This window comes from Sphingomonas sp. ASV193, from assembly GCF_040203355.1.
GTDB lineage: Bacteria > Pseudomonadota > Alphaproteobacteria > Sphingomonadales > Sphingomonadaceae > Sphingomicrobium.
The window spans coordinates 239,711-262,391 of sequence record NZ_JBEHBW010000003.1 but is presented as its reverse complement, the minus strand read 5'-3'; the positions used below and the strand labels follow the sequence as shown (position 1 = coordinate 262,391).

Annotated in this window: 30 protein-coding genes and 1 tRNA gene; 23 read left to right on the top strand and 8 right to left on the bottom strand. The window is 70.2% G+C overall.

What is annotated here, in order from left to right:
• Positions 1-132 precede the first annotated feature (132 nt).
• Genes ABDK56_RS07520 through ABDK56_RS07505 form a run of 4 tightly spaced genes read left to right on the top strand, consistent with a single transcriptional unit; the run spans position 133 to position 1,634 of the window.
• Entirely contained in the window at positions 133-708 is a 576-nt protein-coding gene (locus ABDK56_RS07520) for a glycoside hydrolase family 108 protein (RefSeq protein ID WP_502959277.1), read from the top strand.
• On the top strand, positions 705-1,061 hold the full coding sequence (locus ABDK56_RS07515) for a hypothetical protein (RefSeq protein WP_349807603.1): 357 nt from the start codon (positions 705-707) through the stop codon (positions 1,059-1,061). Before ABDK56_RS07520 ends, ABDK56_RS07515 begins: the two co-directional genes overlap by 4 nt.
• The gene (locus ABDK56_RS07510; RefSeq protein ID WP_349807601.1) at positions 1,058-1,423 is read left to right on the top strand and encodes a hypothetical protein; all 366 of its coding nucleotides are present in this window, start codon (positions 1,058-1,060) and stop codon (positions 1,421-1,423) included. The genes ABDK56_RS07515 and ABDK56_RS07510 overlap by 4 nt, the downstream gene beginning before the upstream one ends.
• Before the next feature lie 13 nt (positions 1,424-1,436).
• Positions 1,437-1,634, top strand: a complete 198-nt coding sequence (locus tag ABDK56_RS07505) for a hypothetical protein (protein ID WP_349807599.1) — start codon at positions 1,437-1,439, stop codon at positions 1,632-1,634.
• 4 nt (positions 1,635-1,638) lie between these two features.
• Here the strand turns inward: ABDK56_RS07505 and ABDK56_RS07500 are convergent, their stop codons facing one another.
• From ABDK56_RS07500 to ABDK56_RS07490, 3 genes are all read right to left on the bottom strand, one after another.
• Positions 1,639-2,316, bottom strand: coding sequence for a DsbA family protein (locus ABDK56_RS07500; RefSeq protein WP_349807598.1), 678 nt, complete (start codon positions 2,314-2,316; stop codon positions 1,639-1,641).
• On the bottom strand, positions 2,313-3,074 hold the full coding sequence (locus ABDK56_RS07495; RefSeq protein WP_349807597.1) for a DsbA family protein: 762 nt from the start codon (positions 3,072-3,074) through the stop codon (positions 2,313-2,315). The genes ABDK56_RS07500 and ABDK56_RS07495 overlap by 4 nt, the downstream gene beginning before the upstream one ends.
• Positions 3,075-3,150: 76 nt before the next feature.
• Positions 3,151-3,555 carry a DUF423 domain-containing protein gene (locus ABDK56_RS07490; RefSeq protein ID WP_349807595.1) on the bottom strand — a complete coding sequence of 135 codons (405 nt, stop codon included), beginning with the start codon at positions 3,553-3,555 and terminating at the stop codon, positions 3,151-3,153.
• A gap of 79 nt (positions 3,556-3,634) precedes the next feature.
• Here ABDK56_RS07490 and ABDK56_RS07485 point away from each other — a divergent pair, with 79 nt between their 5' ends.
• The 7 genes from ABDK56_RS07485 to ABDK56_RS07455 all read left to right on the top strand — a co-directional run bounded on the left by ABDK56_RS07485 (position 3,635) and on the right by ABDK56_RS07455 (position 9,175).
• Entirely contained in the window at positions 3,635-4,243 is a 609-nt protein-coding gene (locus ABDK56_RS07485; protein ID WP_349807594.1) for a TMEM175 family protein, read from the top strand.
• A complete protein-coding gene (locus ABDK56_RS07480; RefSeq protein ID WP_349807591.1) occupies positions 4,240-4,584 on the top strand; it encodes a DMT family protein in 345 nt (114 codons plus the stop codon). Before ABDK56_RS07485 ends, ABDK56_RS07480 begins: the two co-directional genes overlap by 4 nt.
• Before the next feature lie 32 nt (positions 4,585-4,616).
• Positions 4,617-5,165: an ATP-dependent protease subunit HslV gene (gene hslV, locus ABDK56_RS07475; protein WP_349807589.1), complete on the top strand. Its 549-nt coding sequence runs from the start codon at positions 4,617-4,619 to the stop codon at positions 5,163-5,165.
• A complete protein-coding gene (locus ABDK56_RS07470) occupies positions 5,162-6,004 on the top strand; it encodes an alpha/beta hydrolase (protein WP_349807588.1) in 843 nt (280 codons plus the stop codon). The genes hslV and ABDK56_RS07470 overlap by 4 nt, the downstream gene beginning before the upstream one ends.
• A 30-nt stretch (positions 6,005-6,034) precedes the next feature.
• Positions 6,035-7,120, top strand: a complete 1,086-nt coding sequence (locus ABDK56_RS07465) for an FAD-dependent oxidoreductase (RefSeq protein ID WP_349807586.1) — start codon at positions 6,035-6,037, stop codon at positions 7,118-7,120.
• Between the two features lie 31 nt (positions 7,121-7,151).
• The gene (gene hslU, locus ABDK56_RS07460; RefSeq protein WP_349807584.1) at positions 7,152-8,489 is read left to right on the top strand and encodes an ATP-dependent protease ATPase subunit HslU; all 1,338 of its coding nucleotides are present in this window, start codon (positions 7,152-7,154) and stop codon (positions 8,487-8,489) included.
• 107 nt (positions 8,490-8,596) lie between these two features.
• Positions 8,597-9,175 (top strand): hypothetical protein, encoded by a 579-nt coding sequence (locus tag ABDK56_RS07455; RefSeq protein ID WP_349807582.1) that lies wholly within the window; start codon positions 8,597-8,599, stop codon positions 9,173-9,175.
• On the opposite strand, the gene ABDK56_RS07450 is transcribed toward ABDK56_RS07455, so the two are convergent.
• Positions 9,168-9,908 carry a TIGR02117 family protein gene (locus tag ABDK56_RS07450; RefSeq protein ID WP_349807580.1) on the bottom strand — a complete coding sequence of 247 codons (741 nt, stop codon included), beginning with the start codon at positions 9,906-9,908 and terminating at the stop codon, positions 9,168-9,170. The two genes, ABDK56_RS07455 and ABDK56_RS07450, sit on opposite strands and share 8 nt — an antisense overlap.
• Before the next feature lie 72 nt (positions 9,909-9,980).
• On the opposite strand from ABDK56_RS07450, the gene ABDK56_RS07445 reads away from it, so the two are divergent.
• From ABDK56_RS07445 to ABDK56_RS07400, 10 genes are all read left to right on the top strand, one after another.
• Positions 9,981-10,057: transfer RNA gene (locus ABDK56_RS07445), tRNA-Pro, on the top strand.
• A gap of 30 nt (positions 10,058-10,087) precedes the next feature.
• A complete protein-coding gene (gene yajC / locus ABDK56_RS07440) occupies positions 10,088-10,417 on the top strand; it encodes a preprotein translocase subunit YajC (protein ID WP_349807579.1) in 330 nt (109 codons plus the stop codon).
• 12 nt (positions 10,418-10,429) lie between these two features.
• The gene (secD, locus tag ABDK56_RS07435) at positions 10,430-12,022 is read left to right on the top strand and encodes a protein translocase subunit SecD (RefSeq protein WP_349807578.1); all 1,593 of its coding nucleotides are present in this window, start codon (positions 10,430-10,432) and stop codon (positions 12,020-12,022) included.
• A 9-nt stretch (positions 12,023-12,031) separates the two neighbouring features.
• A complete protein-coding gene (secF, locus tag ABDK56_RS07430; RefSeq protein ID WP_349807576.1) occupies positions 12,032-12,985 on the top strand; it encodes a protein translocase subunit SecF in 954 nt (317 codons plus the stop codon).
• Between the two features lie 46 nt (positions 12,986-13,031).
• Positions 13,032-13,823: an outer membrane protein assembly factor BamD gene (locus tag ABDK56_RS07425; protein ID WP_349807574.1), complete on the top strand. Its 792-nt coding sequence runs from the start codon at positions 13,032-13,034 to the stop codon at positions 13,821-13,823.
• 12 nt (positions 13,824-13,835) lie between these two features.
• Entirely contained in the window at positions 13,836-15,488 is a 1,653-nt protein-coding gene (gene recN / locus ABDK56_RS07420) for a DNA repair protein RecN (protein ID WP_349807572.1), read from the top strand.
• Complete coding sequence (locus ABDK56_RS07415) at positions 15,485-16,003, top strand: DUF1697 domain-containing protein (RefSeq protein WP_349807571.1); 519 nt, start codon at positions 15,485-15,487, stop codon at positions 16,001-16,003. The genes recN and ABDK56_RS07415 overlap by 4 nt, the downstream gene beginning before the upstream one ends.
• Entirely contained in the window at positions 16,000-16,710 is a 711-nt protein-coding gene (locus ABDK56_RS07410; protein ID WP_349807569.1) for a dienelactone hydrolase family protein, read from the top strand. Before ABDK56_RS07415 ends, ABDK56_RS07410 begins: the two co-directional genes overlap by 4 nt.
• A gap of 14 nt (positions 16,711-16,724) precedes the next feature.
• The gene (gene ligA / locus ABDK56_RS07405) at positions 16,725-18,746 is read left to right on the top strand and encodes an NAD-dependent DNA ligase LigA (RefSeq protein ID WP_502959283.1); all 2,022 of its coding nucleotides are present in this window, start codon (positions 16,725-16,727) and stop codon (positions 18,744-18,746) included.
• An 8-nt stretch (positions 18,747-18,754) separates the two neighbouring features.
• A complete protein-coding gene (locus tag ABDK56_RS07400; RefSeq protein ID WP_349807802.1) occupies positions 18,755-19,144 on the top strand; it encodes a hypothetical protein in 390 nt (129 codons plus the stop codon).
• Positions 19,145-19,177: 33 nt separating this feature from the next.
• Here the strand turns inward: ABDK56_RS07400 and ABDK56_RS07395 are convergent, their stop codons facing one another.
• The gene (locus ABDK56_RS07395; protein ID WP_349807565.1) at positions 19,178-19,654 is read right to left on the bottom strand and encodes a DUF3617 domain-containing protein; all 477 of its coding nucleotides are present in this window, start codon (positions 19,652-19,654) and stop codon (positions 19,178-19,180) included.
• Positions 19,655-19,731: 77 nt separating this feature from the next.
• Entirely contained in the window at positions 19,732-20,229 is a 498-nt protein-coding gene (locus ABDK56_RS07390) for a hypothetical protein (RefSeq protein WP_349807563.1), read from the bottom strand.
• Between the two features lie 83 nt (positions 20,230-20,312).
• Between ABDK56_RS07390 and ABDK56_RS07385 the strand changes: the two genes are divergently transcribed.
• Entirely contained in the window at positions 20,313-20,600 is a 288-nt protein-coding gene (locus ABDK56_RS07385; protein WP_349807562.1) for a hypothetical protein, read from the top strand.
• A 12-nt stretch (positions 20,601-20,612) separates the two neighbouring features.
• On the opposite strand, the gene ABDK56_RS07380 is transcribed toward ABDK56_RS07385, so the two are convergent.
• Entirely contained in the window at positions 20,613-20,861 is a 249-nt protein-coding gene (locus ABDK56_RS07380; RefSeq protein WP_349807561.1) for a DUF2171 domain-containing protein, read from the bottom strand.
• 120 nt (positions 20,862-20,981) lie between these two features.
• On the opposite strand from ABDK56_RS07380, the gene ABDK56_RS07375 reads away from it, so the two are divergent.
• Positions 20,982-21,179: a hypothetical protein gene (locus ABDK56_RS07375; RefSeq protein ID WP_349807560.1), complete on the top strand. Its 198-nt coding sequence runs from the start codon at positions 20,982-20,984 to the stop codon at positions 21,177-21,179.
• Between the two features lie 59 nt (positions 21,180-21,238).
• Here ABDK56_RS07375 and cls read toward each other — a convergent pair whose 3' ends face one another.
• Entirely contained in the window at positions 21,239-22,678 is a 1,440-nt protein-coding gene (gene cls, locus ABDK56_RS07370; protein ID WP_349807559.1) for a cardiolipin synthase, read from the bottom strand.
• Positions 22,679-22,681 lie beyond the last annotated feature (3 nt).

Below are 22,681 nucleotides of genomic sequence, written 5' to 3'. Positions count from 1 at the left end.
GCCACAGTGGCTTGAAAACTTGAGTCGGGCGGCGGTGTCGGAAGCCGTTTCTCACTCTTTGAATTGGAACTTTTCGCTTTCCTACATTTAACCGTTCTGGTTTGTTCCACGCGACTCGGGAAAGGAGGCGCGATGAACGAGGTGCAGGCGGACAGAGTGGATGTCGACGGGCTGGTCGAGGCGCTGGTCGAGCGCGAGGGGGGCTATGTGAACCACCCGGCCGATCGCGGCGGGCCGACCTGTTTCGGGATCAGCGAGGCGGTGGCGCGGGCGCAGGGCTATGGTGGAGCGATGCGAAGCTTCCCGCGCGAGGAGGCCAAGGCGATCTACCGGCGGCTGTTCTGGCAGCGGCCGGGGTTCGACCGGATCGCCGAGCGGAGCGCGCGGCTGGCCGGCGAGCTGTTCGATACCGGGGTCAACATGGGCCCGGCGGTGGCGGCGACCTTCCTCCAGCGCGCGCTGACCGCGCTCAACCGCGGCGGGCGCGACTATGCCGACCTGGTGCCCGACGGGCGGGTCGGGCCGGCGACGCTGGCGGCGCTCGACGCGTTCCTCGCGCTTCGCGGCAGGGCGGGGGGCGAGACGGTGCTGCTTCGCTCGCTCGAGGCGCTGCAGGGCGAGCGCTACCTGCGGCTCGCGGAGAAGCGGCCCGCCAACGAGGCGTTCCTCTACGGCTGGCTGGCGAACCGGCTGGGGTCGACGTCGTGAGCTGGCGGGCGATGGCCCCGCGCGACCGGCGCGCGGGGATCGCGCTCATCGCCTCGATCGGCGGGGCGGCGGTGCTGACCGGGCTGTCGGCGTGGGTGGTGCGGCTGCTCGACCGGTTCGGGCGCGAGCATGGCGAGGTGCGCCGCGCGGTGGTCGAGGCGCTGGCGGCGAGCAATTACGGGCTGCTGGGGATCATCGGCACGGTGCTGCTGAGCCTGGGGCTCGCGATCAACCGGCGATCGATCCGGGCGAGCGCGTTCGGCGCGCTGGTCGAGGCCGACGGGGGCGAGGCGGGGGAGACGGGTGTGGGCGCAGACGCTCATGCGGGCGGCGCGGCGGGGGCGGGCAAGTGATCGCCGTCCCGCCGCGCTGGGTCGCCGGGCTGACGCTGGCGCTGCTGCTGGCGCTGGTCGCGGGGGTGACGTCATGCCGCCACCGCGCGGTCCGCGCCGAGGCGGCGCGGGTCGAGGCGGGCCAGCATTCGGCCGCCACCGAAAGCGGCCACGACGCGATCGAGACGGTCGCCAACGCCGCCGCGCGCGATGCCGGCGACGAGGCGCTGACACGGACCAATGAGAAGGAGATCAGGAATGCGCGCGGGGCGAACGATCGGGTTGACGATGCTGTTACTCGGGCCGGGATCGACGGGCTGTGCCGGCGCGCCGCCTATCGTGACGGCGAACGCTGCCGATTGCGCGGGGCTGCTGCCCGCTGAGTGGAAGGCGGGGGTGGCGGGGGCGCCGCTGCCCCCCGACGCGGCGAGCGCGGGGGACTGGATCGCCTTCGCCGACGCGCAGACCGGGCGGCTCGACATGGCCAACGGGCGAACCCGCGACGCGATCGGGATCGTCGAGCGGTGCGAGGCGCGCGACCGCGCCGCGGTCAAGCGGGCGCGGCGCGGCTGGCTTGGGAGGCTGCTGGGCTAAGCCGCTACTTCAGCAGCGGTTCGAGCTGCTCCCACGCGCGGGCGCCGACCATCTTGCCGTTGACGAAAAAGGTCGGGGTGCCGTCGACCCCCATGCCCGAGGCGGCGCGGGTGACCGCGTAGAGCTTCTCGAGCCCCGCCTGGTCGGCGAGGCAGGCGCGGGCGCGGGCCGGGCTGACCCCGAAGCGCGCGGCGAGCGGGAAGAAGCCGGCGGTATTGGCGATCGTCACCAGCCGGTCGGTGTCGGACAGCTTGGCGAGCGCCGAATCGTCGAGCGCCGCGACCTTTGCATGCCAGCCCGGCTGGGCGTCGAACACCGCGGCGGCCATCGGGAAGAAGCGCGCCGGGCCGGCGCATTGCGCGAGGCGGCTGACCGCGATGTCGGCGGCGTCGAGCAGCAGGTTGCGGAATTCGTAGCTGACCTTGCCGGTGCGGACATAGTCCTTCACCAGCTTCGGATAGCCGGTCTGTTCGAAATAGCGGCAGTGCGGGCACGACAGCGAGCCATATTCGACCAGCCGGACGCGCGCCGCCGGGTTGCCCATCCGCATCCCGCCTTCGGGCGTCGCGACGACCGTGCGCGACCAGTCGCGCACGGCGGCGTGCGTCTGCACGTGCGCGGGCCGGGCCAAGGCGGCGCTTGTAAAGAGGATTAGCGCGGCGAACGCGGCGGCGAGCCTCACTTGAGCGCGGCCTTGAGCAGCGGCTCGAGCTGCGCCCATTCGCCGACCGGCGGGTTGGGCTGCATCTTGCCGTTGATGATGAACGAGGGGGTGCCCGAGAAGTCGGGATACTGGCTGCCGACGTCGGCGGCGACCTTGACCTCCTGGTCGATCCCCTTCTGGTCGGTCAGGCACTTGGTGCTCTGGTCGCGCGGGACGCCGCGCTGCGCCGCCCATTCCTGGAGCCCGAGCACCCCGGCCATCGCCACGAACGCCTGGTTGGGGGGCAGGTTCTGGATCTGGTCGAGCTTGGCCTTGTCCGCGGTCTGCAGCTTGCCGAGCAGGCTGTCCTGGTCGTGGTAGAGCGCCTGGACCAGCGGGAAGAAGCCCTTGGTCCCGTTGCAGCGGGCGATGAGGTCGAGCGTCACGTCGAGCGCGCCGTGGATGACGTAGGGGCGCAGTTCCCAGCTGACCTGCCCGGTCTTGACGTAGTTGGCGATCAGTGGGGGAACGCCCTCGTCGTCGAACTTCTTGCAGTGCGGGCAGCTCAGCGAGCCGATCTCGATCAGCTTCACCTTGGCGTTGGGATTGCCCATCATCACCCCGCCCGCGGCGGTGGCGTTGGCGACGTCGGCCCAGCTTCCGCCCGGGGGCGGGGCGGCCTGAGTGACGTTGACGCTGTCGTCGACCGGGGTGCCGGTCGGGCCCGACGCCTCCTTCTTGCAGGCGGTGAGCGCGGTCATGGCGAGCAGCGCGGCGACAATGGCGGTGCGGGTCATCGAAACTCCTATCAGTCGGCGTCCGGCAGGGGGAAGCGGCGCCGGCGCAAGGCTTTGGGTCGAAATTCGCGTCCGATCAAGCCTCGTCGCGCGCCGCCGGGCGCCCGAGGCGGGGTCCGAGGCTGGGGGCGCGCCACGCGAGCAGCGCCCAGCCGGCGATCATCGCCAGCCCGCCGAGCGGGGTGATCGCCCCGGACCAGCGCGGCGCGCCGAGCGCGAGCGCGTAGAGGCTGGCGGCGAACAGCGCGCTGCCCCCCGCCATCATCAGCGCGGGGGCGCGCGCCGGGCGCCCGCCCGCCAGCCCGAGCGCGAGGACCGCGAGCGCGTGCCACAGCTGGTAATCGACCCCGGTGTGCCACCAGCCGAGCGCTTCGGGCGACAGCCGCGCCTTCAGCGCGTGCGCGCCGAACGCGCCGAGCGCGACGCCAAGCCCGGCGAGCAGCGCCCCGAGGCGGACGAGGAACGGGTCGCGGGTCGGCATCGCCCTTCCCTGCGGCGGCGCGGCGCGCGGGGCAAGCCCCCCTCGACGACCGGCGCGGTCCGCGCTAGCCGGGGAGCCGATGAAGCCCGACCGCCTCAACGCGCTGACCGACGGGGTGGTCGCGATCGCGATCACCATCGTCGTGCTCGAGCTGCCGGTGCCGCGCGACGCGGGCTGGGCGGGGGTACGCGAGGTGCTGCCGATCCTGTCGGCCTATCTGCTGTCGTTCATCAACATCGGCATTTTCTGGAACAACCATCACCATGTGATGATGACCGCCGAGCATATCGACGGGCGGGTGATGTGGCCCAACCTCGCGATGCTGTTCTTCCTTAGCCTGGTGCCGTTCGACATCCGCTGGATCGACAAGGCGCATTTCGGCGCGTTGCCGGTCGCGGCCTACGGCGCGATCCTGCTCGGCGCGGGGCTGTCCTACCAGCTGATCGAGCGCGCGCTGGTGGCGTTACACGGCGACGACGGGACGCTGGCCAAGGCGATCGGCGACGACTGGAAGGGCAAGCTGTCGATGCTCGGCTTCGCGTCGGGGATCGGGCTCGCCTTCGTCAGCGTGTGGCTCGCGATCGCGGTCTATGTCGCGGTGGTGATCGCGTGGATCATCCCCGACCCGCGGATCGAAAAGCAGGTCATCCGCGACAAGCGCGGCTCGTCCAGGAAAGGCGCCAAGTGAACGCACTCCCGACCATCGGCCTGCTGCTGATCTCGAACACATTCATGACCATCGCCTGGTACGGCAACCTCAAGTTTCCCGACGCCAGGCTGCCGGTGGTGATCGTCGCCAGCTGGGCGATCGCCTTCGTCGAATATTGCTTCGCGGTACCCGCCAACCGGCTCGGCTATGCCCACGGGCTGTCGGGCGGGCAGCTGAAGGTGATCCAGGAAGTGATCACCATGACCATCTTCGCGGGCTTCGCGATCCTTTATTTGAAGGAGCCGCTGAGCTGGCGCTATGCCGGGGCGTTCGCCTGCCTGGTCGGGGCGGCCGGGTTCATGTTCGTCGGCAAGTCTTGATTAGCGGCCTCGCCCCTCCCCACATGGCGGCGATGGAAAATTATCATGGCACCACCATCATCGGGGTGAAGAAGGGCGCGGTGACGGTCATCGCCGGGGACGGGCAGGTCTCGCTCGGCAACACGGTGATCAAGCCCAATGCGAAAAAGGTCCGCCGGCTGGGCGACGGCGGGGTGATCGCCGGGTTCGCCGGCGCGACGGCGGACGCCTTTACGCTGTTCGAGCGGCTGGAAAAGAAACTGGAGGCGCACCGGGGGCAATTGCTTCGGGCGGCGGTCGAGCTGGCGAAGGACTGGCGGACCGACAAATATCTTCGCAACCTCGAGGCGATGATGATCGTCGCCGATGCCGAGACGATGCTGATCCTGACCGGCAACGGCGACGTGCTCGAGCCCGAGGCCAAGGAGACGGCAAGCATCGCGGCGATCGGCAGCGGCGGCAATTACGCGCTGGCGGCGGCGCGGGCGCTGGTCGATTACGAGCCCGACCCCGAGGTGCTGGCGCGCAAGGCGATGGGAATCGCCGCCGAGGTGTGCGTGTTCACCAACGACCGGCTGACCGTCGAGCGCGTCGGCGAATGATGCCCCGGCGAACGCTGCTCGGATCGGCGCTGGCGGCGGTCGGGCTGGGCGGATGTTCGCCGGTGAGCCTGCTCAACGGGGCGAGCCGGGTCGCCGGGGACCGGGCGCGGCAGGTGGGCGACGGCATCGCCTACGGCCCCGACCCGCGCCAGCGGCTCGACATCTGGGTGCCCGAGGGCGGCGGCGCGGGGCGGCCGGTAGTGGTCTTCTTCTACGGCGGCGGGTGGAATTCGGGCGAGCGGGGCGACTACGGCTTCGTCGGGCGGGCGCTGGCGGCACGCGGGTTCGTCACCGTCGTTCCCGATTACCGGCTGGTCCCGGCGGTGCGCTATCCGGCGTTCGTCGAGGACGGGGCGGCGGCGGTGCGCTGGGTGCGCGCGAACATCGCGCGGCACGGGGGCGATCCGCGGCGGATCCACCTGTCGGGGCATTCGGCGGGGGCTTACATTGCCGCGATGCTGGCGCTCGACCGCGACTTCGCGGCGGGGCCGATCGAGTCGGCGGCGCTGCTGTCAGGACCCTACGATTTCGCGCCGTTCGACGATCCGCGCAGCATCGCCGCATTCGGCAATTGGCCCGACGCGGCGGCGACCCAGCCGGTGCACTACGCCCGCCGCGACGCGCCGCCGATGCTGCTGGTCCACGGCACCGCCGACGAGGTGGTTCGCCCGCGCAATTCGGAGGCGCTGGCGGCGGCGTTGCGCGCCAAGGGCGCGCCGGTCGAGCTCGCGCTATATCCTGGCAAGAGCCACATCGACACGATCAAGTCGCTGTCGCCGCTGTTCCGTGGATCGACCCCGGCGCTGGGCGACATGGTGCGCTTTCTCGCCGCCCATTGAAGCGAGGCGCGATCCGGCTAGGCTGCGCCCGTGCTCCTCGATCGCCGCCAGTTCGCCCTCTCGTCGACCGCCGTGCTGGGCGGGTGCGCGACGGTCGGCACGCCGCGCATCGCCGACTGTTCGCCGCTGGCGCGGGTCGAGGTCGATCCGTCGCGGGTGATTCGCACCGTGGCGGGGCTGCGGCCGGTCCGACGGCAGGGGTTCGTGGTCAAGCGCGAGCCGCTGGGCGACAAGGCGCTGGTCCATAATTACCGGCACGGCGGCGGCGGCATCACGATGAGCTGGGGCACGTCGAAGCTGGCCGCCGAGCTGGGCCTGCCGGGCCATTCGGGGCCGGTCGCGGTGATCGGCAGCGGCGTCGTGGGATTGTCGATGGCGCGGCTGGTGCAGGAGGCGGGGCTGCCGGTCACCGTCTACGCCGCCGCGCTTCCGCCCGAGACGACGAGCAATGTCGCGGGCGGGCAGTTCCACCCGTTCCGAGTCTACAGCGAGGATTATGTCGACGACGCCTTCCGCGCCCAGTTCGCGCGAGCGCTCGACTATAGCTGGCGGCGGTTCCAGATCATGGTCGGCGACGATTACGGGATCCGCTGGCTGCCGACCTATATCGAGAGCGACGCGCCCGAGGCGAAGCCGATCGCGAGCTTCCCGCCGGTCAACCGGCTGCTGGGCCGAGGCGAGCACCCCTTCCCCTTGGACAGCGTGGTGCGGTTCGACACCATGTACGTCGAGGTCGGGCGCTATCTGCGGCAGATGATTCGCGACGTGATGCAGGCGGGCGGGACCTTCGCGGTGCGCCGGTTCGCCGCGCCCGCCGACCTTGCCGCGCTGCCCGAGCGGCTGGTGTTCAATTGCACCGGGATCGGCGCCCGCGACCTGTTCGGGGATACGCTGCTGTTCCCGGTCAAGGGGCAGCTGGCGATCCTCGAGCCGCAGCCCGAGGTGCGCTACGCCTTCCAGGGCAGGGCGGGTTACATGTTCCCGCGGCCCGACGGGATCGTGCTCGGCGGCACCTACCAGCGCGACGTGTGGGACACGTCGGTCGACCCGGCGGCGATCGCCGGCATCCTCAAGAGCCAGAAGGCACTGTTCGACGGGTTTCGCTGCGTGGCTTGAAGGCGGGGGCGCGCTTTCCAACATAGCGGCGATGACCGACACCATCACCGCCGAGCGCCCCGTGACTCCAGTCCGCGACAAGGGCCTCACCCCCAAGGCGATCGTCGCCGCGCTCGACGCGCACATCGTCGGGCAGACCGAGGCGAAAAAGGCGGTGGCGGTTGCGCTTCGCAATCGCTGGCGGCGGCAGCGGCTGGGGGCGGACCTGCGCGACGAGGTGACCCCCAAGAACATCCTGATGATCGGGCCGACCGGGTGCGGCAAGACCGAGATTTCGCGGCGGCTGGCGAAGCTTGCCGATGCGCCGTTCGTCAAGGTCGAGGCGACCAAGTTCACCGAGGTCGGCTATGTCGGGCGCGACGTCGAGCAGATCGCGCGCGACCTGGTCGAGGAGGCGGTTCGGCTCGAGCGCGAGCGGCGGCGCGAGCGGGTGCGGGGAAGCGCCGAGGGCGCGGCGATGGAACGGCTGCTCGATGCGCTGACCGGCAAGGGATCGAGCGAGGCGACCCGCGAGAGCTTTCGCCAGCGCTTCGCCGACGGGGCGCTTGATTCGGCCGAAGTCGAGATCGAGGTCGCCGAGGCGCCGGCGATGCCGTTCGACATGCCCGGCAACGGGGTCGGGATGATCAACCTCACCGACATGATGGCCAAGATGACCGGCGGGCCGCCGAAAAAGCGCCGCAAGCTCAAGGTCCCCGCCGCCTTCGCCAAGCTGGTCGAGGAGGAGGCCGACAAGCGGGTCGACGCCGACGACGTCAGCCGGGTCGCGCTGGCCGATGCCGAGGCGAACGGGATCGTGTTCCTCGACGAGATCGACAAGATCGCGGTGTCGGACGTGCGCGGCGGGTCGGTCAGCCGCGAGGGCGTGCAGCGCGACCTGCTGCCGCTGATCGAGGGGACGACGGTCGCGACCAAGTACGGGCCGATCAAGACCGACCATATATTGTTCATCGCCTCGGGCGCGTTCCATGTCGCCAAGCCCGCCGACCTGCTGCCCGAACTTCAGGGGCGGCTGCCGATCCGGGTCGAACTGTCGGCGCTGACCGAAGGCGATTTCGTGCGGATCCTGAAGGACACGCGCGCGAGCCTGACCGAGCAGTATCGCGCGCTGCTGAAAACCGAGGAGGTGACGGTCGAATTCACCGACGAGGGGATCGCCGCGCTGGCGCGGATCGCCGCCGAGGTGAACGACGCGCTCGAGAATATCGGCGCGCGGCGGCTGCAGACGGTGATGGAAAAGCTGCTCGAGGAGGTGAGCTTCACCGCCGAGGACCGCGCCGGGCAGACGGTGCGGATCGACGCCGCCTTCGTCGACGCGCAGCTCAGCGGGATCGCGAAAAACGCCGATCTGAGCCGCTACGTGCTCTAGAAAAGCGGCGGATTACCGCCCCCTTTGCCCGGTTCGCCGTGAATCGGGCAGCCCCGGCCGTTCCTCCTCGTTGGTCGAACCGACCATCAACAAATGGAGGATAGACCATGACGTCGAAGACCATCATCCTCGCCGGGGCCGCCTCGCTGGCGATCGCGCTCGGCGGCTGCGCCAGCGACAAGGCTGGAACCGCGTCGGCCAGCGCCGCCTCCGCGGGCGAGACCGCGACCACCACGACCACGACCGACAGCAGCGGGGCAACGACCAGTTCGACCACCACGACCACGCAGGCGACGGTTCCCGCCGCACCGACGACCGACGCGTCGATGCCCCCGCCCCCGGCCGAGACGGTGACGAGCAGCACGACCACCACCACCGCCACGCCCCCAGCTGCGGCGGCCCCGACCGCCGAGCCCGCGACAGCGAGCGCGACGACCACCACGACCGAGGCGGTCAAGGCGGTCAGCCGGGCGGACGTGAAGGTCGGGGCGGCGGTCTACGATTCGGCGGGCGACAAGCTCGGCACCGTGACCGCGCGCGATTCGACCAGCGTGTCGATCAAGACCGGCGCGGTGACCGCGCGGCTTCCCTATGCGAGCCTTGGCATGAACGCGAAGGGGCTGGTGGTCGCGGTGACCAAGGCCGAGTTCGAAGCCGCGGCAAAGGCCAAGGCCGGGGCTAAGTAGCCGCCGGCGACGGGCGGAACTGCCGAGTCACTCCGAACGGGAAGGGCGCCCAGCGCGGCGCCCTGATCCCCGCGAGCCGGAGGCGCGAGGCGGTCCACTGGTTGCAGGTGACGAGCGCGCTCGCCCGGCCAAGCCCGGCGTAGAAACGGTCGTCGCCGAAATAGCCGGGGTGGTCGATGAGGATCGGCCGCCCCGCCCTGTCGCGCGCGATGTCGGCGCGAATCGCCGCGGCGAGGCGTCGGTATTCGTCGGGCGAGACGGTCAGCGTCCGGCTGGCGGCCCACGGCGCGGCGAGCCATTCGACGTGCATCGTCCGGTCCCCGCCCGCGAGCGCGTGCCAGATCGTCGACAGGCGGATGTCGCGCCAGCGCGGCGTGTCGAGATAGACCTCCTTTTCGCCCATGCCGATCGCGACATAGGCGGGCGCGGGCGGGGCGCGCGGGGCATCGGCGGGGTCGAACGCCCGCGTCCAGTCGATCCCGGCGGCACGCACCGGGAGGACGAGGTCGGTGTGGATGCCGTTGTCGGCGACGAACAGCGTCACCCCGCCCGGCGTCTCGGCCCACGAGCGGTTGGCGGGAAGCAGCGCGGCGACAATCGCGGGGAGGAGGTAGAGCGCGGGGATCGCGGCGAGCGCGAGCGCGATTCGCCGCCCGCGACGGCCGCGCCTTCGCGTCCCGGCGCGCGGCGGGCTGCGGCGGGGGGCGCGGCGCGTGCTTGCCTTCCTGACCATGCCCCACTAGATGCCGCAGCGCCGTCCGCGCGGCCAGTCCCCCACGGGACCGAGGCGCGGCGCGGTTCCGGTCGGGGCGTAGCGCAGCCTGGTAGCGCATCACACTGGGGGTGTGGGGGTCGCTGGTTCGAATCCAGTCGCCCCGACCATTTCGTCTTTTTTGGAAGTTCGCACCGCCGATGACTCTCCTCCAAGCTCCAGCCGCCGCCGACGCGCCGTCGTCGACCACCGCGTTCCTGGTGCAGACCGCGCCGCTGGTGCTGATCTTCGTGGTGTTCTGGGTGCTGATGATCCGCCCGCAGCAGAAGCGGATGCGCGATCACCGCGCGCTGATCGACGCGGTCAAGAAGGGCGACAAGGTCGTCACCGGGGGCGGTCTGATCGGCCGGGTGACTCGGGTCACCGACGGCGAGGTCGAGGTCGAGCTTGGCCCCAACATGCGCGTCACCGCGCTCAAGGGCACGCTGAGCGACGTGATCGACCCCAAAGCCAAGCCGGCGAACGACTAGGACCGCCGCGCGATGCTCGATTTCCCGAAGTGGAAGGTGTGGACCGTCCTGCTGGTGATCCTGGCGGGGGTGTGGTTCTCGATTCCCTCGCTGGTTCCCCCCGCCTACCAGAACGGGCCGCTGTGGAGCGTCCTGCCCAAGAGCCACATCAACCTCGGGCTCGACCTTGCCGGCGGTAGCCACCTGCTGATGGAAGCCGACGCCGGCGACCTGATGAAGCACCGGCTGCAGGCCAAGGAAGACGAGGTCACCGCCGAGCTGGGCCGCGACCCCAAGATCGACGCCGGCGACCTGTCGACCGCGAACGGGGTGCTGAGCTTCATGGTTCGCGACCCGACCCAGGTCGACGCGGCAGTCGAGCGGATGCGCGCGCTGTCGAACCCGCGCGGGCTGACCGGCACGCGCGACTGGGACGTCGGCGTGGTCGATTCGACCCGGGTCGTGCTGACGCCCAACGCGGCGGGCACCAACCAGGCGCTGAAGGACGCGATGAGCGTCGCGCGCGACGTCGTCAGGCGCCGGATCGATCCCGCCGGGACCAAGGAAATCACGGTCATCAGCGAGGGCGACAACCGCATCCTGGTGCAGGTGCCGGGCGTCGAGAACCCCGAGGCGCTGAAGGCGCTGATCGGGCAGACCGCGCGGCTGGAATTCAAGCTGGTCGACCTCAACGCCGACCCGAACCAGGTCCAGCAGGGCCATGCCCCGCCGGGCAGCCAGGTGCTGCCGATGGCCGACGGCAAGGGCAAGATCGCGGTCAAGCGGCGGGTGATGGTGTCGGGCGACCAGCTGGTCAGCGCCAGCCCGAGCTTCGACGAGAACGGCCGCCCCGACATCAACATCACCTTCAATGCCGAGGGCGCGCGCAAGTTCGGGCGCGCGACTCAGGAAAATGTCGGCAAGCCGTTCGCGATCATCCTCGACGACAAGGTGTTGAGTGCGCCCAACATCGAGAGCCCGATTCTCGGCGGGCAGGCGCGGATCAGCGGCAATTTCACCGTCGAATCGTCGAAGGACCTCGCGATCAGTCTCAATTCGGGCCAGCTCAAGGTGAAGCTGGTGCCGATCGAGGAGCGCACGATCAGCCCCGACCTCGGCCGCGATTCGATTCACAAGGGCGCGATCGCCAGCGGCGTCGCGGTGCTGACCGTGATGATCTTCATGCTCGTCACCTACGGCCGCTTCGGTATCTATGCGAACATCGCGCTGGTGGTGAACGCCTTCCTGATCCTGGCGGTGATGGCGGTGTTCGGCGCGACGCTGACGCTTCCGGGCATCGCCGGCTTCGTGCTAACGATCGGCGCGGCGGTCGACGCCAACGTGCTGATCAACGAGCGTATCCGCGAGGAAATCCGGCGCGGGCGAAAGCTGCTCGACGCGGTCGAGAACGGCTATCGCGAAGCGTTCCGCGCGATTTTCGACGCCAACATCACCCACGCCATCTCGGCCGCGATCATGGCCTATTTCGGCTCGGGCCCGGTGCGCGGCTTCGCGGTGGTGCTGGCGATCGGCATCGTCACCTCGGTGTTCACCGCGGTCTATTTCACCCGCATGCTGGTGGTGCTGTGGCTGCGCAAGGCGCGCCCGCGCACGATCAATATCTGAGGCGGCGTCATGAAACTGCTCAAGCTGGTCCCCGACAACACCAACCTCGACTTCATGAAGTGGCGCAACGTCGCGCTGATCCTGTCGCTGATCGTCACGGTCGCGGCGATCGGGGTGACCGCGGTGCGCGGGCTGAACCTGGGCATCGACTTCGTCGGCGGGCAGATGGTCCGCGTGACCTTCGCCCAGCCGGTGCCGATCGAGCAGCTTCGCGCCAAGGTCGACGGGCTGGGCGTTGGCGAGGCGAGCATCCAGCAGTTCGGCGACGGCAAGACCTACGAGGTGCGCCTGTCGAAGCCCGAGAGCGGCGGCGACGCGGCGTCGAACGCGGTGGTGTCGAAGGTCCGCACCATGCTTGCCCAGACCTATCCCGGCGCCAACGTCGGCACCGGCGAATCGGTGTCGGGCAAGGTGTCGGAAGAGCTCGGCCGCGACGGCGCGATGGCGATCGGCTTCGCGATGCTGGGGATCGCGGTGTACATCTGGTTCCGGTTCGAATGGCAGTTCGGGGTCGGCGCGCTGGTCACGCTGTTCCACGACGTGGTGATGATCGTCGGCTTCTTCTCGATCACCCGGCTGCAGGTCGACCTCAACGTGGTCGCGGCGATCCTCACCGTGATCGGCTATTCGCTCAACGACACGGTCGTCATCTACGACCGAATCCGCGAGGATTTGCGCAAATATCGCCGGATGGCGATCCTGCCGCTTTTGAACCAGTCGCTCAACGAGACGCTGGCGCGCACCGTGGTCACCTCGCTGACCGTGCTGATCGCGCTGGCGATCCTGATGGCGATCGGGCCGTCGGTGATCTTCGGGCTCGCCATCGCGATCTTCCTCGGCGTCCTCATCGGCACCTATTCGTCGATCTACATCTCGGCCCCGATCCTGGTGTGGCTGGGGGTGACCGGCGACAGTTTCGTTAAGGCGGACGACAGCGACCCCGCCGTAGCCGGCAAGGCCTAACCGCAGCACCTTGGCCTCGGCGTCCGGGGCGGATAAGGAAGACCCCATGTCGATCTCCTCGCTTCGCGCCCCGCTCCGCCCGCTCCTGATCACCGCCATCGCGATCGGCCTCGCCGCGTGCGGCGGCGGCAAGAAGCCGAGCGATACCGCCTACATCGCCCGCGACGTCAACACGCTCTATTCGCTGGCGAAGGAGACGATGGACAAGGGCGACTACGAAAAGTCGGGCAAACTGTTCGACGAGGTCGAGCGCCAGCATCCCTATTCGGTGTGGGCGCGCCGCGCGCAGCTGATGAGCGCCTTTTCCTATTACATGGCGCAGCAATATCCCGACGCGATCAGCTCGGCCCAGCGCTTCCTGACGATCCACCCGGGCAACGAGAACGCGCCCTACGCCAGCTACATCATCGCGATGAGCTATTACCAGCAGGTCGCCGACGTGACCCGCGACCAGAAGATCACCCAGCAGGCGGCCGACGCGTTCGGCGAGCTGGTCCGCCGCTATCCCGAGAGCCGCTACGCCGCCGACGCGCGGTTGAAGATGGACTTGCTCAACGACCATCTGGCGGGCAAGGAAATGGAAGTCGGCCGCTATTACGAGCGCGCCGGGCTGTGGCTCGCCGCGGCGACCCGGTTCCGCACGGTGATCGACCAGTACCAGACCAGCAGCCACACGCCCGAGGCGCTCGAGCGGCTGGTCGAAAGCTACCTCCACCTCGGGATGAAGGAGGAAGCGGCCAAGGCAGCGGCGGTGCTGGCGAAGAACTATCCCAACACCATCTGGTACAAGCACAGCTACGACCTGGTCCGCAAATACGCGCCGATGCCGCAGGGCTGATCGGGCGGGCCGATGCTGACCGGCCTTTCGATTCGCGACGTGGTGCTGATCGAGGCGCTCGACCTCGAGTTCGACGCGGGGCTGGGCGTGCTGACCGGCGAGACCGGGGCGGGCAAGTCGATCCTGCTCGACGCGCTGGGGCTTGCGCTCGGCGCGCGCGCCGAGGCCGGGCTGGTCCGCGCCGGGCAGCCGCAGGCGAGCGTCGGCGCGTCGTTCGAGCTGTCCCCTTCCCACCCCGCCTTCGCCGCGCTCGACGAGCAGGGGATCGAGCGCGAGCCGGGCGAGCCGCTGCTGGTGCGGCGGACGGTCAAGGCCGACGGCGGCAGCCGCGCCTTCGCCGGGGGAAGCGCGGTCAGCGCGTCCGCGCTGCGCGAGATCGCCGCCGAGCTGGTCGAGATTCACGGCCAGCACGACGACCGCGGGCTGCTCAATCCGCGCGGGCACCGCGACCTGCTCGACCGGTTCGGCGGGATCGACCGTTCGGCGACCGGCGCGGCGTGGGCCGAGCTGAGCCGGATCGAGGCGGCGCTGGCGGGCGCGCGCGCCGAGGCCGAGGCGGCGGAACGCGACCGCGATTACCTTTCCCACGCCCATGCCGAGATCGCCGCGCTGGCCCCCGAACCGGGCGAGGAAAGCGCGCTGGCCGAGGAGCGCGCGGGGATCCAGGCGGGGGCCAAGGCGGGCGAGGCACTGGCCGGGATCGACGAGTTGCTGAGCGGCTCCGACGGCGCGCTCAGCCAGCTGCGGCAGGCGGCGCGAAAGATCGAGCGCGGCGCGGCCGACCACCCGCTGCTCGCCGAGGCGCTGGCGAGCCTCGACCGCGCGCTGATCGAGGGGCACGAGGCCGAGGACCGGGTGGCGCGCGCCGCCGAGGCGCTGGCGCACGACCCCGGGCGGCTCGACGCGGTCGAGGCGCGGCTGTTCGACATTCGCGGGCTGGCGCGCAAGCACCGGGTCGAGCCCGACGCGCTCGCCGCGCTCGGCGAGGAGATGGCGGCCAAGCTCAAGGCGATCGAACAGGGGGGCGAGACGATCGCGGCGCTCGAGGCCGAGCTGGCGGCGGCCCGCTCGCGCTACGACGCGGCGGCGGCGGCGCTGTCGGCCGAGCGGCACGCTGCGGCGGCGCGGCTTGACGAGGCCGTGGCGCGCGAGCTTCCCCCGCTCAAGCTCGACGCCGCCCGGTTCCGCACCGCGCTGTCAGCCGGCGAACCGGGCGCGGGTGGGGTCGACCGCGCCGAGTTCGAGGTATCGACCAACCCCGGCGCGCCGTTCGGGGCGCTGACCCGGATCGCTTCGGGGGGCGAATTGTCGCGCTTCATCCTGGCGCTGAAGGTCGCGCTGGCCGAGGCGGGGGCGGCGGCGACGATGATCTTCGACGAGATCGACCGCGGGGTCGGCGGCGCGGTGGCGAGCGCGATCGGCGAGCGGCTGGCGCGACTGGCCACCAAGAGCCAGCTGCTGGTCGTCACCCACAGCCCGCAGGTCGCGGCGCGCGCGGCGCATCATTACCGGATCGAGAAGAGCCACGACGGCACCGTCACCCGCACCAGCGTCCGCCGGCTCTCCGCCGAGGAGCGGCGCGAGGAAATCGCGCGGATGCTGTCGGGGGCCGAAGTCACCGACGAGGCGCGCGCGCAGGCGGCGAAGTTGCTGGAGGTGGCGTGAAAGGGTGGGTCGCGCTGCTTCGCGCGGTCAACGTCGGCGGGGCCGGCAAGCTGCCGATGAAGGCGCTGGCGGCGCTGGCCGGGGAGGTCGGCTTCGAGAACGCCAGGACCTATATCGCCAGCGGCAACCTCGTCTTTTCGACCAACCGCGACGAGGCCGCGATCGCGGGGAGCTTGCGTTCGGCGCTCAAGGAACGCGCCGGGCTCGACACGGACGTCATGGTTCGGAGCGCGGCGCAGATGCGCGCGATCGTCGACGCCAACCCCTTCGCCGACGCGCCGGGCAACCGCGTCGCGGTGCTGTTCCTCGCCGAGCGTGCGAGCAGGGCGATGGTCGAGGCGGCGCGGGGCATCGACGACGAGCGGCTGGCGCCGGGAACGCGCGAACTGTTTATCGCTTATGGCAAGGCGGGCATGGGCCAATCGAAACTGCGATTGCCGGCGATGGCCCACGGCACCGCGCGCAACATGAACACGGTGACGAAACTGGCCGCGATGGCCGAGGAGCTGGAATGAGCGAGACCCGCGACGTGACGATCGACTTCGACGGCGAAGAACTGTCGAGCCCCTTCCTTGCCGCGCGCGAGGGCAGCGCGCCGGCGGTGCTGATCTTCCCGACGGTGATGGGGGTCAGCGACCTCGAAATCGGGTTCGCGAAAAAGCTCAACGCGCTCGGCTATCACGCGATGGTCGGCGACCTGTTCGGAACCGCGACGCGCGGCCAGGCGCGCGACGCGATGTTCGAGCACCTCGGGCGGTTGAAGGGCGACCGCGCGGCGCTTCGGCGGCGGGTCGTCGCGCTGCTCGACGCGATGCGCGGCGAGGCCGGGGTCGACGCGGGCCGGGTCGCGGTGATCGGCTATTGCTTCGGCGGGCTGTGCGCGCTCGACCTCGCGCGTTCGGGCGCCGAGGTTCGCGGAGTGGCGAGTTTCCACGGGCTGTTCGACCCGCCGGGGCTCGACCCGCAGCCGATCAGGGCCAAGGTCGCCGCCTATCACGGCTGGGACGATCCGATGGTCCCGCCCGAGGCGGTGGTCGCGCTGGGCAAGGAGCTGACCGAGGCCCGGGCCGACTGGCAGATCCACGCCTACGGCCACACCGGGCACGGCTTCACCAACCCCAACGCCAAGGCGATCGGCATCGACGGGGTGTTCTACCAGGAAGCAGCGGCACGGCGCAGCTGGGCCGCGCTCGAGGATTATCTGGGCGAGCTGTTCGGTTGAGCGACACGCCGGCGATGACCGAGGCCGAGGCGGCCAACCGGCTGATGCGGCTGGCGAAGGAGATCGCGCGGCACGACCGGCTTTACCACGACCGCGACGCGCCCGAGATTTCGGACGCCGACTATGACGCGCTGGTGCGGGAGAACCGGGCGCTGGAAGACGCGTTCCCGCAGCTGGTGCGCGCCGATTCGCCGTCGCGGCGGCTGGGCGCCGCGCCGACCTCGGCGCTGGCCAAGGTGCCGCACGCGAAGGCGATGCTGAGCCTCGACAATGCCTTCGCCGACGAGGAGGTCGCTGAGTTCGTCGCGCGGGTGCGGCGGTTCCTGTCGCTGCCCGCCGAGGCCGAGGTCGTGCTGACCGCCGAGCCGAAGATCGACGGGCTGAGCTGTTCGCTGCGCTACGAAGACGGCGCGCTGGTGCTTGCCGCGACGCGCGGCGACGGGGCGGTGGGCGAGGACGTTACGCCGAACGTGCGCACCATCGCCGATATTCCGCAGGCGATCGACCGGCCCGGCGTGATCGAGGTGCGCGGCGAAGTCTATATGTCGAAGGCCGACTTCGCCGCGCTCAACGCGCGGCAGGAGGCGGCGGGGGGCAAGATTTTCGCCAACCCGCGCAACGCCGCGGCGGGCTCGCTTCGCCAGAAGGACGCGGGGGTTACCGCGGCGCGGCCGCTGCGCTTCCTCGCGCATGGCTGGGGCGAGCTCGACGCGCCGCTTGGCACAACCCAGGCCGAGGCGATGGCGACGATCGCGGCGCTGGGAATCCCGGTGAGCGATTTGCTGAAGCGGTGCGTGACGCTGGACGACGCGCTGGCGCATTACCGCGCGATCGAGGCGGCGCGCGCCGAGCTGCCGTTCGACATCGACGGGGTGGTCTACAAGGTCGACCGGCTCGACTGGCAGGAGCGGCTGGGACAGGTCGCGCGGGCGCCGCGCTGGGGGCTGGCGCACAAATTCCCCGCCGAGCAGGCCGAGACCGAGGTGGTCGGCATCGACATCCAGGTCGGGCGGACCGGCAAGCTGACCCCCGTCGGGCGATTGAAACCGGTCGGGGTCGGCGGGGTGATCGTCAGCAACGTCACGCTCCACAACCGCGACGAGATCGCGCGGCTCGGCCTTCGCGTCGGCGACCGGGTGCGGATCCAGCGCGCGGGCGACGTCATTCCGCAGGTGGTCGAGAACCTCACCCGCGACGCGCCGCGCGCGCCGTTCGTCTTTCCCGACCATTGCCCCGAGTGCGGCAGCGAGGCGGTCGCCGAGGAAGGCGAGGTCGACGTCCGCTGCACCGGCGGGCTGATCTGTCCCGCCCAGCGGTTCGAGCGGCTGCGCCACTTCGCTTCGCGCGGGGCGATGGACATCGACGGGCTGGGCGAGAAATCGATCGCCGAATTCCTGTCGCTCGGCTGGCTCCACGGCCCGGCCGATATCTGGCGACTGAAGGCGCATCGCGACAAACTGGTCGGGCGCGAGGGCTGGCAGGCGGTGAGCGTCGACAAGCTGCTGGCGGCGATCGACGTGCGCACCGGGTTCGACCCCGCGCGCTTCCTGTTCGGGCTGGGCATCCGCCACGTCGGGATCGTCACCGCCAAGGACCTGCTCAAGGCGTTCGGGACGGTCGAGGCGCTCGAGGCGGCGGCGCGCGCCGAGGACGGGGCGGCGCAGCTATCGGCGGTCGAGGGCGTCGGCCCGGTGGTCGCCGAGGCGCTGGTCGACTTCTTCCACGAGCCGCACAACCGCGAGGAGCTGGCCGACCTGCTCGCGCTCGCCCGCCCCGCCGCCTTCGTGTCGAGCGCGCGCGAGACCGCGTGGACCGGCAAGACGATCGTGTTCACCGGCACGCTCGAGACGATGAGCCGCGACGAGGCCAAGGCGCAGGCCGAGCGGCTCGGCGCGCGCGCGGCGGGAAGCGTTTCGGCCAAGACCGACCTGGTCGTCGCCGGGCCGGGGGCGGGATCGAAGCTGAAAAAGGCCGAAGAGCTGGGCGTCCGCGTCGCGACCGAGGCCGAGTGGGCGAGAATCGTGGCCGAGAGCTGAGGCTGTTGGTGGAACTCCTCCTCGAATATCTTTTCCAGATCCTCGGCGAAATCCTGATTCAGGCGCTGTTCGAGCTTCTTGCCGAACTCGGGCTGCACGGGGCGCGCGACCTGTTCAGGCGATCGACGAACCGGTTCGCCTCGACCGTCCTCTTTATCGTCTGGGGAAGCGCGGCAGGGGGTGTCAGCTTGCTGGTCCTTCCCCACTCCGCGATCCACGATCCGACGCTCCGGCTGGTGAACCTGCTCGTCACGCCGATCCTGGTCGGCGCGGCGATGGTGCTGATCGGGAGGGCGCGCGCGAAGCGGGGGCAGGACCTCGTCGGCCTCGACCGCTTCGGTTACGCCTTCGCCTTCGCGCTAAGCATGGGGCTCGTCCGCTACGCCTGGGCGCACTGAGGAGCGGTGGGCGATCCCGCCGCGCGCCGCGCCTCAGCCCTGGCAGTCGCCGGTGCGGTGGCCGGTGATCGCGAAGTCGCCCGAGCCGTTGTCGGCGCCGCCGCTTTGCTTGTCGTTGCCCTGGCTGACATGGCCGTGAAGCTCGAACGAGTCCGCCGTGTGGGCGCCGGTATAGGCGATGTCGGCGCTGGCGTGGCGGATGTCGCTGACGTCGCAGCTGCGCTTGCCGGTGAAGCCGTTGGCGCCCGCCGGGTCGGCCGAGTCCGAACAGCCGTCGCCGTCGAGCGCGACATGGCCGAGCGGGTTGTCGGCGAAGCTTTCGGCGGCGTCCTGCCCGAGGCAGACCTGGTCGGTCTGGCGGTGGCTGCGGAGCTCGACCAGCGTGTTGCCGGTAATCGTGACCTCATACTGGCCCGGCCGCAGCGTGACCGGCGTGTCGGCGGACCCGCCGACCTTGCCGCAGGCGCCGAGCGCGCATCCCATCGCCATCACCGTCCCCAGTCGCTTCATCGTCGATCGCCTTTCGTCGCGGTCGATCGATAGCGCGGGGGACTGAATTTTGGGTAAAGCGCGTCCGGCGGCCTAGCTCAGCACCAGCCGCGGCGCAGCCCGACATAGGGCTGGGCCAGCCCTTCGGCGACGAGCGTGTCGCCGATCCGCCGGTCGCCGCGAACGACGAGGCGCAGGTCGCGGCCGGCGCCGTCCTGGTCGACGAAGCGATGGGCGATGAGGTCGAACGGGCCGGAGTTGAGCAGCTCGACCAGCCGGTCGGCGGCGCGCCGGCCGCGGGCCGCCTCGGCCGGGCAGTCGGCCTTGTCGATCGCCGGGGCGCGCAGCCCGAGCATGTGGATCGTCCGGCTGCCGAGGCGGAAGCTGTCGCCGGTTAGCACGCAGGCGGCATCGCCCGACGCGTTGCAGCGGGTGAAGCGGGTGACGACCCGCTCGGGCGGCTGCGACAGCGGCGGGCGCGGGGCGAGGATATAGGGGTCCATCAGCGCGCCCGCGACGGCCAGCGCGAGCAGCAGCACGACGTAGCGGATCTTGAGATAGCGCTTGCGGCGCGCCTGCTTGGCCCGGTCCCCCATCGGTCCGATAGTGCCGCAGCCGTTCCGATTTTGGAAGCGGCGATGTTGACGCGAAGTTAACCGGAAAACGCAACAATCACGACATGCGCGGGATCACCAAGGTCTTCACCAGCCGCTATTCCGCGATCGCGTGGGCGACGGGCATCGTCGTGCTGGCGGTCCAGTTTGTCGGGGTCGACGACAGCCATGCCAAGGTGGCCCAGGCGTCGGCGAATAGTGCCGCGCAGGTCGACGCACAGCCGGACGACGCACAGCCGGACAACGCACAGGGGACCGCCGAGAACGACGACCAGACGGTCGACCAGCTCGGCGATCCCGTTACCAACCAGGACGAATCGAACCTCAAGAACGCGATCGACTCGATCGGCTGAACGCGGGCAGGCTTAGCCCTGCCCTTCTTCCTCGAACGTCACCGCGACGTCGGCATTGGCCGACAGGCGGACCTTGTCGCCCTCGACGTCGGCGACGAGGCCGCGGCTGATGTAGTGATGGTGGCCTTCGTGGCTGCCCATCCCGCTGTCCTTCTTGGTCAGCTTGATCCGGTCGCCCTCGATCCCGTCGACGGTACCGACGTGGACGCCGTCGGCGCCGATCACTTCCATATGTTCGCGAATGTCTTCGAATCCAGCCATTATCGGTCCCCATTTGATGTTGATGTCCCGACAACGCACGGGGACGCGAATTGGAACCGGCGTCGACACGGTTCGTTCGTTTCGCCAGCATAATCAGAAGATCCAACAGGGAGACGCGTAATGAGTGACGACAACACCCCCCGCGAGCATACGACGATCGTCGAAACCGGTGGCGGTGGCGGCGGTGGCGGCGTGCTCGCCGTCGTGCTGCTGATCATCGTCGTGCTGGTGCTGCTGTTCCTGTTCCGCGACCAGCTCGGCTTCGGCAAGAAGACCGAGGTCAACATTCCCGACAAGATCCAGGTCAACGTCAACTAAGGACGGTCGATCGGATACGAAACGACGGCGGCGCCCGCGCGGGGGCCGCCGTTTTCGTGTCAGAAAATCGCGCCGGCGATGGTCAGCAGATTTTCGACCAGCCGCTTGGCGATCGACCGGTGCGCGACGCGGTCGGGGTCGACGGCACGCGCGTGGGCGATGTAGCTTTCCTGCCGCCGCGCGATCTCGGCGGCGAAGGCGGGCGACCAGAGCAGCAGGTCGTTCTCGAAATTGAGCTCGAGGCTGCGGCGGTCCATGTTCGACGAGCCAAGCATGACCAGCGCCTCGTCGGCGACCAGCGTCTTCGAATGAAGCAGGCCGCCCCGATATTCGAACAGGTCGATGCCGGCGTCGACGAGTTGCGCGTAGAGCGCCTTGCTGATCGCGCCGATCATCCGGCTGTCGTTGCGCGCAGGGACGACGAGGCGGACCGCGACCCCGCGCCGGCCCGCGCCGACCAGCGCGGCGAGCAGCGGCGGGTCGGGGACGAAATAGGGGGTGGTGACGGTAAGCCGCGCCTGCGCCGCGTCGATCGCCGCGACGAAGGCGTTGCTGCGCGCGCCGCGCGGGGTGAGCGGGCCGGTGGCGAAAGCGATGGCGGGAAAGCCGCCGGGCAGCGCTCCGGGGTGCGCGGCGGCGACCAGCGCGCCGAGATCCTCGTCGGTCTCGACCGTCCAGGCGGCGGCGAAGATCAGCTGCTGCTGCGCGACGACCGGGCCTTCGAGCCTGACCATCAGGTCGACCCACGGGGCATATTTGGGCTTCACCCGGAACTCGGGGTCGGCGAGGTTCTGGCTTCCGCACCAGGCGACGCGCCCGTCGACCACCATCAGCTTGCGGTGGTTGCGCAGGTCGAGCCGGTGCGCGCCGAGCGGGCCGAGCAGCTTGGGCGGAGTGAGCGACGGGCAGAGCCGGACCCCGGCGCGCTCCATCCGCCGCCAATGGTCCGAAGCGATCATCGCGCGCGAGCCGATCGCGTCGGCCGACACCCGGCAGGTCACTCCACGCGCGGCGGCGGCGCAAAGCGCCTCGACCATCGCCAGCCCGTTATGGTCCTCGAGCCAGATGTAGGTCGACAGGTGGACGTGCACTCGGGCAGCGGCGATGTCGTCGGCCATGCCTTCGATCGCGGCATTCGAATCGGCGGCGAGCGTCGCGCGATTGCCGGCCGCGACCGCGGTCCGCGCGATCCCCTCGCAGGTGCGGAAGGCGGTGCGATATTCGGGAGGGATCGAATCGAGCGCCTCGGCATGGAGCGGGCTGGGACAGAGCCAGGCGAGCCGCCGGGTGACCGCGTTGGCGTGCTTGCGAAAGCCGCGCGACACCCAGGCCTCGCCGACCAGGAAATAGGCGACGACGCCGAGCACCGGGAACAGCATCAGCGCCATCACCCAGGCCGCGCGGGTATAGGGATCGCGCCCGTCGACCAGCAGCGCGCGGACGATCGCCGCGAAGTGGACCAGCGTCAGCAGCGCGGCGAGGAACGCGTGGGTCGACATCGC